This is a genomic window from Maricaulis sp. (assembly GCF_030149425.1).
GTDB lineage: Bacteria > Pseudomonadota > Alphaproteobacteria > Caulobacterales > Maricaulaceae > Maricaulis.
In genome coordinates, this window is the sequence record NZ_JASBRQ010000050.1 from 1 (window position 1) to 9175 (window position 9175).

At 61.8% G+C, this 9175-nt stretch carries 9 protein-coding genes; all 9 read right to left on the bottom strand.

Features of this window, described 5'->3' with window-relative positions:
• Positions 1-114 precede the first annotated feature (114 nt).
• Positions 115-1062 carry a type II secretion system F family protein gene (locus tag Q1V57_RS07655; RefSeq protein ID WP_366145106.1) on the bottom strand — a complete coding sequence of 316 codons (948 nt, stop codon included), beginning with the start codon at positions 1060-1062 and terminating at the stop codon, positions 115-117.
• 60 nt (positions 1063-1122) lie between these two features.
• Complete coding sequence (locus Q1V57_RS07660; protein WP_300529318.1) at positions 1123-2121, bottom strand: type II secretion system F family protein; 999 nt, start codon at positions 2119-2121, stop codon at positions 1123-1125.
• A gap of 3 nt (positions 2122-2124) precedes the next feature.
• Positions 2125-3612: a CpaF family protein gene (locus Q1V57_RS07665; protein WP_300529320.1), complete on the bottom strand. Its 1488-nt coding sequence runs from the start codon at positions 3610-3612 to the stop codon at positions 2125-2127.
• A gap of 6 nt (positions 3613-3618) precedes the next feature.
• Entirely contained in the window at positions 3619-5160 is a 1542-nt protein-coding gene (locus Q1V57_RS07670; protein ID WP_300529322.1) for an AAA family ATPase, read from the bottom strand.
• A gap of 19 nt (positions 5161-5179) precedes the next feature.
• On the bottom strand, positions 5180-5863 hold the full coding sequence (locus Q1V57_RS07675) for a CpaD family pilus assembly protein (protein ID WP_300529324.1): 684 nt from the start codon (positions 5861-5863) through the stop codon (positions 5180-5182).
• Positions 5864-5878: 15 nt separating this feature from the next.
• A complete protein-coding gene (locus Q1V57_RS07680; protein ID WP_300529326.1) occupies positions 5879-7336 on the bottom strand; it encodes a type II and III secretion system protein family protein in 1458 nt (485 codons plus the stop codon).
• Between the two features lie 11 nt (positions 7337-7347).
• Positions 7348-8166 carry a Flp pilus assembly protein CpaB gene (cpaB, locus tag Q1V57_RS07685; protein WP_300529328.1) on the bottom strand — a complete coding sequence of 273 codons (819 nt, stop codon included), beginning with the start codon at positions 8164-8166 and terminating at the stop codon, positions 7348-7350.
• A gap of 132 nt (positions 8167-8298) precedes the next feature.
• A complete protein-coding gene (locus Q1V57_RS07690; RefSeq protein WP_300529329.1) occupies positions 8299-8799 on the bottom strand; it encodes a prepilin peptidase in 501 nt (166 codons plus the stop codon).
• Positions 8800-8940: 141 nt separating this feature from the next.
• Positions 8941-9099 carry a Flp family type IVb pilin gene (locus Q1V57_RS07695; RefSeq protein ID WP_300529331.1) on the bottom strand — a complete coding sequence of 53 codons (159 nt, stop codon included), beginning with the start codon at positions 9097-9099 and terminating at the stop codon, positions 8941-8943.
• Between the last annotated feature and the right edge of the window lie 76 nt (positions 9100-9175).

Below are 9175 nucleotides of genomic sequence, written 5' to 3' on the forward strand. Positions count from 1 at the left end.
GGTCTCGATCTGCTCGCGACGTTTCTCCGCCGATTTGCGCCCGGAAAACATGGGCTGGGTCCACCTGTGCAACATGAAGGCTCACTATTCAAATAGCGCGCCAAATCACTTTCGTCACAGACTATTGAAGCGGATTATGGCGGGACCAAGAATAACCACGAACAGTACCGGCAGGAAAAACACGATCATCGGCACCGTCAGCTTGGCCGGCAGCGAGGCGGCCTTCTTCTCGGCCGCCGCCAGGCGCATGTCCCGGTTCTCTTTCGCCATCACCCGCAGGGCCTGCCCCAGCGGCGTACCGTAACGCTCCGCCTGGATCAGAGAGGTACACACCGCCTTCACCCCGGGGTGATTGGTGCGTTTGGCGAGATTCTCATACGCATTGCGCCGGTCTTGCAGATAAGCCAGCTCGGCAGTGGTCAGCGAGAGTTCTTCGGCCAGTTCGACCGATTGCGAGCCCACCTCGGTGGATACCTTGTGGAAGGCCGCTTCGATCGACATGCCCGATTCGACACAGATCAGCAGCAGGTCGAGCGCGTCGGGAAAGGCGCCCATGATGGATTGCTGCCGCTTGGCCGCGATGTTCTGCAGGTAAAGGTTCGGCGCGTAATAGCCCAGCAGGCCGATGCCAAAGGCAAAACAGTAGCGGGTGATGGTCGGCAGGCCGAAATCGTTCACCGCGAAGAGATAAAACAGCGCACCGGCCAGCAGGATGATCGGCGAGGCCAGGCGGAAGAAGTAGAAGGCAACCGCGGGACGGTTGCCGCGCAGGCCCGCCTGCTGCAGCTTGTCCTGCAGGGCCGGATCCTCGAACGCCTTTTGCAGGTTCAGCGAGTCCACAACCTTGCGCATCACGCCCTTGGCCTCGACATCGCGGATCGACCGGTTCTGCTTGCTGGCCGCATCCAGCTCGAGCTGTTCGCGGCTCTTGCGGCGCAATTCCTCACGCCGGTTCTGCACACCCTTGATGCGCTTATCAAGCTTGTCTCCGCCCAGCGCCGGCGAGGTCAGGGTCACAATGGTGGCGAAGACGAGAATACCGGCGACCAGCGCGACCAGCATTTGCGGGTCGGTGAGGAAGTTGCGGATCTCGATAAAGCTGATGTCCAAAACCGCCCCGCCCTAGATCTTGAAGTTGATCATGCCGCGCATGACCATGATGCCGATAAACATCCAGGTCAGACCACCCAGCAGCATCAGCTGGCCCGTCGGGTGAACGAACATGGCGCTCATATAGGAGGGCGTGGTGGCGTAGACGATGCCCAGAACGCCCGGCGGCAGGGAGCCGATAATGGCGGCCGAGGATTTGGCTTCCGACGACAGGGCGCCGATTTTCTCGCGCATCAGCTTGCGAGAGCGCAGCACGTTGGAGAGATTACCCAGCGTCTCGGCCAGGTTACCACCGGTCTTTTGCTGGATGACCAGAACAGTGCGGAAGAAGTTGATCTCCGGCAGAGGCATGCGATCGCACATGCGGTTGAGACCATCTTCCAGTGACACACCGACGGCGATGCCTTCGACCAATTGCTTGAATTCCGAGCCGACCGGGTCAGGGCTCTCCTCAGCAATGATTTTGAGACATTCGTTCAGCGGCAGGCCGGATTTCACACCGCGCACGATAACGTCGAGCGAGTTGGCGAATTCCCGGGTGAAGGCCTTCTGGCGGCGGCCGCACAAAAAGCCCAGCCACCAGCGCGGCAGGCCGAGCCCGCCCACGACAGCCAGGCCGCCGACCACAAGCAGGGACTGACCGGTGAAGAAGGCGATGATGGCCATGACAGCCGCGGCAACAGCCGACCCGATCCAGAACGCGGTCGGAGAAAACTCCATACCGGCCTGCTGAATCCGTGACTTCAGCGAGACCTTCTTCTTGCGCTCGTCTTTTTGACGCTGTTCCAGGTCCTTGAGCGATTCCTGGATCTGCCGGCGGCGCTGGGCCGCCTGGTCCTGGACGCCGCCCTGGCGCCGGCCGCGCTGGGCTCCACCGGCACCGCCAACGGCGCGGCTCATACGTTTCTTGGCTTGCGCATCGCCCATCGCGCCCGCCGCAACCCAGCCGACCCCGCCCACGGCGAAGAAGGCGGCGATAGCGGCGACCAGAAAGGCGAGATCTGAATTCATGGCTTAGGCCTCCGAGGCGTCGAGCGCCTGAGCAAGCTCGCGATCGAGACCGAAATAGCGGGCGCGATCCCAGAATTTCGGGCGGGCGATACCCGTCGAGCAATGACGACCGGCGATGTTGCCATCGGCGTCCTCGCCCTGGATTTCATAAACGAAGAGGTCCTGGGTGATGATGACTTCACCCTCCAGGCCAACCACTTCGGTAATATGGGTGATCTTGCGCGAACCATCGCGCAGGCGCGCCGCCTGGACGATGACGTCGATCGAGCCGACGATCATTTCGCGGATCGTCTTGGCCGGCAGGTTATAGCCGCCCATCGTGATCATGGATTCGATCCGCGACATGGCTTCGCGCGGCGAGTTGGCGTGCAGCGTGCCCATCGAGCCGTCATGGCCGGTATTCATGGCCTGCAGGAGGTCAAAGGCTTCCGGGCCACGCACCTCACCCACGATGATCCGTTCCGGACGCATACGCAGGCAGTTCTTGACCAGGTCACGCATCGTCACCTGCCCCTGGCCCTCCAGGTTCGGCGGACGGGTCTCCAGGCGCACGACGTGCGGCTGCTGCAGCTGCAGCTCGGCGGCGTCCTCACAGGTAATGACGCGCTCATCTTCCTCGATGAAGCCGGTCATACAGTTCAGCAGCGTCGTCTTGCCCGAACCGGTACCGCCGGAAATCAGCACGTTACAACGGCTGGCGCCGATAACGCCGAGCACCTTGGCGCCTTCCGGCGTGATTGAGTTGAAGTTGACGAGATTATCCATCGTCAACTTGTCTTTCTTGAACTTACGAATGGTCAGGGTCGGACCATCCAGCGCCAGCGGCGGGGCGATCACGTTGACACGCGAACCATCCATCAGGCGCGCGTCACAGATCGGCGAGCTCTCATCGACCCGGCGGCCGACCTGGCTCACAATCCGCTGACAGATATTCATCAGCTGGCCGTTATCGCGGAAGCGGATATTGGTCTTCTCGACCTTGCCATTGACCTCGATAAAGACGTTGTCGGCGCCATTGACCATGATGTCGGCAATGTCGTCGCGAGCCAGCAGCGGCTCCAGCGGGCCATAGCCGAGAACGTCGTTACAAATGTCCTGGAGCAGTTGTTCCTGCTCGGCGATCGACATCGCAACATTCTTGATCGAGATGATCTCGGTGACGATGTCGCGGATTTCCTCCGCCGCCGTATCCTGATCAAGGCGCGCCAGCTGGCCCAGATCGATCGTGTCGATCAGGGCATTAAAGATCGTCGTCTTGATCGCGTAGTATTCTTCCGAGCGATTGCCGCTATCGCCGGCCGGGCGGGCGGTTTTTTTCGGCTTTGGTTTCGGCTTGGGCGCTGCGGCAGGCTTGGGCGCTTTTTGTGCAGTTTCACCCGGACGTGCCGAACCCGCCTCCGGCTTGGGGCGGGTTTCGGTCGTCGCGGCCGGCGGAACCGGCTCTTTCCGGGGTGCCGGGGCGGTCGGGCCACCGGCGCGCTTGCCGAACATGCTCGATTAGCCTCCGAACATCTTTGAAATGAGAGATTTGCGGCGCGGTGCAGCCGGCGTCCGGCCGGTGACCAGGCTGGCGAGATGGCCAAACCCGTCGGCGGCTTTCGACTTCGGGTCGACCTCATTGATCATTTGGCCGTTATTCGCAGCCTTGCCGAACAATTGCGGCTCGAACGGCATCACCAGGACCGGCGGGGTCCCCAGCGCATCAGCGAAATCCTTGAGCGGGATTTCCGGGCGTTTGGGCATGCCGGCCATATTGACCACGACTTTCGGCGGCTCGTCATTCGGGCGCGACCCCGAGACAAGATCGAACAGGTTTTTCGCATTGCGCAGCGAAGCCAGATCCGGGGTCACGGTGACCACAACCTCGTCGGCCGCCAGCAGGGTCTGTTTCAGCCAGGGCGTCCAGACATGCGGCAGGTCGAGCGTGATAAAGGGCGCTTGGCGGCGAACCTTCTCCAGCACCATTTCATAATCGGTCGGCGAGAAATCCCAGTCCCGGTCAAGTGTGGCCGGAGCCGAGAACAGGCTCAGCCGGTCTGTGCAGCGCACCAGAAGGCGGTCGAGCAGCGCGTCGTCGAGACGGTCCGGCTCGGACAGGGCATCGCCCAGCGTCTGGGCCGGGTCCTGGTTGAAATCCAGTCCCGCCGTACCCCAGGACAAGTCCATGTCCATGAGAACCGCATCCTGGGCCAGGCCTTCGGTCAGCGCCCAGGCGCAATTATGCGCAATGGTCGATGAGCCGACACCGCCCTTGGCACCGATAAAGGCAATCGTCTTGCCGGCAAAGGGCTGGTCAGGATCAAGAAAGAGCTCGGAAACGGTACGGATGACGTGCAAAGGCGTCATCGGCGGCACCAGATATTCGCTCACCCCGCGCTTGATCAGCTCGCGATAGAGAGTGATGTCATTGGTCGCACCGATAATGACGACCTTGGTCTCCGGATCACACACACCGGCGAGGTGTTCGAGTTGTTCAAACAGGCCGCGGCCGCGCATGCCGGTCTCGATGATCAGCAGGTTGGGCGTGGTCTCGTCGTGATAGCGCTCAATGGCAGCGGGAAGCCCGCCCATATCGATCTTGAGATGGGCCTTGGCCAGTCGGCGGTCCTCACCAACCGTGGTCATCAGGGCCCCGGTTTCCGGGCGCTCACAGAAAGCGCCGATGGTGATACGCGGCACCGGCTGGGCCGAGATCTCATCATCGATCTCGCCATACATCGGCTCCGCCGGCATCAGCCCGTCCGCCAGCTCGCTTTGCAGCTCGGCGAAAAGCGGATTGGTCAGGTCTTCTTCCGGCGCGGCTTCAGCTTCGACCGCTTCGGCATCGAGGAATGGATCGTCAGCGCCTTCGAACACGCTGTCATCGGGTAGCTCGCTGGCTCCAAAGCGATGACCGGTATCAGTGTCGGTCTGCTCGGCCTCAAGCTCTTCCCGGGTTGCTTCGCCCAGCATCAGACGTTCTACGTCGGATGCGTCCATGAACGGATCTTCGTCGTCGTAGAAACCGTCGTCATCAAGGGCACGATTTGCTTCAGCCATGCTCGTTCCTTTCGTCCCCCTAATTCCCGACCCGTGACACAGCGCCGCTTTCATAATTACTGCGCTGGGAAGTGGTGGATTCGCCGCGTCGATAGCGTTCGATGACCTCTTGGCGGCGGCCGGTATCGACCGGACCGGCATCCCGCGGCATGACCAGATCGCGCGGATCGACGATCATCGCCGCCAGATTGGTCGCCAGGGCACAGCCGAAACGCGGGTGATGCTGGTTATCGAGCTCGAGCGCCAGATCATGCCATTCCATGTCGCAATCGGGACCCACGGCCTCGTAGCGGACGAAGGAAAACACCAGGGCGCCGTTTTCGTTCTCATTGGCGATGTAGGTACCGCCGGAGATTTGCCGCCAGTTCACACCGGCGTCGTAAAGATAAGTTCGGGCATTGGCGACCGCGCGCATGGCAGCCTGTTCATTGGCGGCACCATGCGGATAGCTGATCACCAGCGGGCCATGACCGCGCACCTTGTATTCTTCGGCAATCGCGGCGAGCTGGGCTTCCTGGGCCCAGGTCAGACCATTATCGCGCGGATCAATGACCATGCTCGAGCGGTAGGTTTCCGCTTGCGCGCTCGGAGCTGGCAGACCCAGGCCGGACACGACCTGGCGATTATCGGTCGTGGCACACGCCGCAAGAGCGGTCGAAAGCACCAGGCCCAGCATCGCGGATTTGAGCATTTTTGTTTTCATCTTTGCTCCTCCCACCTATTCGAATTGGAAGCCCACGGGGCCGTTCCAGCCCTGGCCTTCAGTGTCTGCGCCCGGAACCGCATAGACACGGTTGAGGCGGCCAAACAGCAGGGCTTCCGCCTCGGTCGCAGCCTGGAAGCCATCAGCCGGCGTTGCCATGTCATTCGGGTTGGCGGCATCGACCAGGTAGGGCGTCACCAGCACCACCAGCTCGGTTTCCTGATTGGCATAATCACGGCTGCGGAACAGCGAACCGAGAACCGGGATATTCTCGACGCCCGGGACACTGTCGAGGTTCTGACGGGTTTCCTCGCGGATCAGACCGGCCAGCACCAGGCTGCCGCCGGAGGGCAGCTCGACCGTGGTTTCGGCGCGGCTGACGCTCAGCGCCGGAATGGTCAGGCCTTCCACCGTGCCAACCACAGCACCGCTATCGTCGGTGACCAGGCTCTCAGAGAAGTTCAGTGCACCCTGCGTCGACAGCTCGGAGACCTCGGTCGAGATCCGCATCGAGATACGACCTTCCGACAGAACCACCGGAGTAAAGCCCAGGCCCACGCCGAAGGGTTTGAACTCGATGATGATATTGCCATCGCGGTCACGTCCGACCGGGACCGGGAATTCGCCGCCGGCCAGGAAATTCGCACTTTCACCGCTGATCGCGGTCAAGTTCGGCTCGGCCAGGGTACGGACCACGCCGACGCGTTCCATCGCCTGCAACAGGCCACTGACGCCGGACACGCCGCCCGGATTGCCGCTGGTCCAGTCAAAGGCCGTCTGCAGACCGCGCAGGAAACGACCGGTCAGGGAAAACTCGTGATCCGTGGCAACGCGGACATCAAACTCGCCGCTGGTCGCAGCCGTCGACAGGTTTACGCCCAATTGGCGGGCGATGGTGCGGCGCATTTCGACAATGCGGACCTTCAGCATCACCTGGTCGCGGGCTTCGACATTGACCATCGACAAAATGGTGTCGGGATCATCAACCCAGCGCTGGGCGATGCGCAGGGCGGTATCGGCATCCATCGCATTGGGCACGGAGCCCGACAGGACGATGTGATCATTCATCGCTTCGGCCTGGACCCGGGCATTGGGCAGGAAACGCTGCAAGGCGTCCTGCAACGGCTCGAGATCACGCTCGACGCGCAGATCGAGATCCAGGATCAGCTGACCATTGGCATCAAAGAAGAAGGCATTGGTCTGCCCGACGCCCATGCCCATCAGATAGGCGCGGCGCGGGGTCCGCACGACAGCGTCGACGACTTCCGGATTGGTCACCAGGACGTCGGCAACATCGACCGGAAGATGAACCACTGCGGCCTTGTTCAGCGGCAGGTCGAGATTTTCCGACACCGGGCCAGCGCCAGGGGCACGGATGTGCACCTGCATGGTATTGCCGCGCTCAGTGCTCTGCGCTTGGGCCAGGGCCGGTGCGAACACCAGAGCCAGGACGAGGACGAAACTACGCATCATGCCGGTCATCCCTATTGCTCCCCGCCCGAACTGCTGACCACGCGGCCAAAGCGGATCACTGTGACGCCGGACGCGCCATCACTACTTGCTGTGCCCTCGCCCAGCGTGGTGCCATCACCCAGCATCGGGTCGCCTTCGGCATCCGCCAGGGCGCGCAATACCAGGGCGACCTCGCCGCGGATCACCGCCATGGAGACCGCGCGGGCCTGGTCCGGGGTGAGTTCGAGGGTTGCGGTCTCACCAACCACCGAGCCCTCGCCGTCAATCTCGGCAAAGGTCTGGTCGATAGCCAGAACACGGGCGTTCTCGACAATGGTCTGGGCCATGAAGCTGCGCGACATGCCCATCGTGTCTTCCTCGACGAAGGAAACGATGACGTCGACACGGTCATTGGGAAGGATGAAGCCACCAGCGCCGCGATCGGCCGAGATCGGCACCGCAACCGCGCGCATTCCCGGCGACAGGACCGCCGACATGAAACCGGCATCGCCCTGCTGTACAAGGCGGCGGCCGGTAATGGGCTCACCCTGGCGGATCTGGGCGCGGACCACAGAACCGGCGAAATCCGACGCGTCCTGGCCGCGGCCCTCGATGACATAGCCCGGCGTCATGCCTTCTTCCGGCCAGGTCTGCCAGTAAAAATCTGAAGCGCTGACACGGTCACCGACCGCAAGGTCCTGGCGGGCTGCCAGCACCCGGGTCACCGGTCGCTGCTGCTCGACCTGGACCGCAACCGGCTCGGGCGAGGTCATGGCCTGGCGCACAAAGAACGCCACAGCGATCGCGGCGACCGCTGCGGCGACGAGAATGGCAATTCGGACCGCGTTCATTGGAATTACGGGACCTCAAGGACGCAAAAACACGATTGCGATCAGACGCCGAATTCCTCAAAGTCGCGTTAATTATACCGTTTCAATCCGTTCTATCGGACGAATTCGCCTAAAAACCTGCAGCGGATTGGCTTAAATGCCGGAAATCGCAAGCCAGGACTGGGGCGCAGCCCATAAAGCGCCCGCTGCCAGGGCGATCCCGTAAGGCACCGGTGCACCCCGGGCAAAGAGCGTGCCCTCAATCCAGCCGGGCTCGCCCACCAGGCGCGGTAATCCTTCCCGGATCATCACCAGGACAATCGCCAGTGCGCCACCGGCCAGCAGGGTAGCGAGCAGAAAAGTGCTCAGTCCGGGCCAGCCGAACCAGAGCGCCGCGGCAGCAAACAGTTTCGCATCGCCGCCGCCAATCCAGCCCGGTGCAAAGAGTGCCATTCCCAGCAAAAGGGCCACGAAACCCGCGCCGAAATGCAACCCGATACCGACCCAACTCAGACCGGAAAAGGGCAGAAAGAGCACGAATCCGAGTGCCACACCGCCCGCCAGCCAGTTGGGGATTTTGAAGCGCGTCGCGTCAAAAGCCGCGGCCAGCAACATGGCGGCGAGAAAGCTGTAGATGAAAATCTGCCCAAGCATTGATCGCTCCGAATACTTCAGACGCACTTTAGCCGAGGAGTTTTAACCGAGCGTTGGCATGGCGCAGAGATCGACGCAAAAAGCAGGGGCCGCTCCTTGTGGAACGGCCCCGCCATTTAGCTCAACAGTGGTTGGCTCGGCTTAGAGAGCGCCGGCAACCGTGTTGAAGTTGTCGCTGACGCCGGTGCCCAGCGCGGTAACTGCGCCGATGATAACGACGGCGATGAGAGCGGCAATCAGGCCGTACTCAATAGCGGTTGCACCAGATTCGTCTTTGAAAAAGCGAGAAACAAACTTCATTTTTATTACTCCCGTGTAGGTACCTCACCATCAGGAGCCGATCCGTCCCGACCCCTCCTGAACGATGCCCATTAAA

Bases quoted from the DNA above. Each gene is read 5' to 3' on its own strand.
- Q1V57_RS07655 (WP_366145106.1), bottom strand. From the start codon at position 1,062: ATGCTGGTCGCGCTGGTCGCCGGTATTCTCGTCTTCGCCACCATTGTG.
- Q1V57_RS07660 (WP_300529318.1), bottom strand. From the start codon at position 2,121: ATGAATTCAGATCTCGCCTTTCTGGTCGCCGCTATCGCCGCCTTCTTC.
- Q1V57_RS07665 (WP_300529320.1), bottom strand. From the start codon at position 3,612: ATGTTCGGCAAGCGCGCCGGTGGCCCGACCGCCCCGGCACCCCGGAAA.
- Q1V57_RS07670 (WP_300529322.1), bottom strand. From the start codon at position 5,160: ATGGCTGAAGCAAATCGTGCCCTTGATGACGACGGTTTCTACGACGAC.
- Q1V57_RS07675 (WP_300529324.1), bottom strand. From the start codon at position 5,863: ATGAAAACAAAAATGCTCAAATCCGCGATGCTGGGCCTGGTGCTTTCG.
- Q1V57_RS07680 (WP_300529326.1), bottom strand. From the start codon at position 7,336: ATGATGCGTAGTTTCGTCCTCGTCCTGGCTCTGGTGTTCGCACCGGCC.
- cpaB (WP_300529328.1), bottom strand. From the start codon at position 8,166: ATGAACGCGGTCCGAATTGCCATTCTCGTCGCCGCAGCGGTCGCCGCG.
- Q1V57_RS07690 (WP_300529329.1), bottom strand. From the start codon at position 8,799: ATGCTTGGGCAGATTTTCATCTACAGCTTTCTCGCCGCCATGTTGCTG.
- Q1V57_RS07695 (WP_300529331.1), bottom strand. From the start codon at position 9,099: ATGAAGTTTGTTTCTCGCTTTTTCAAAGACGAATCTGGTGCAACCGCT.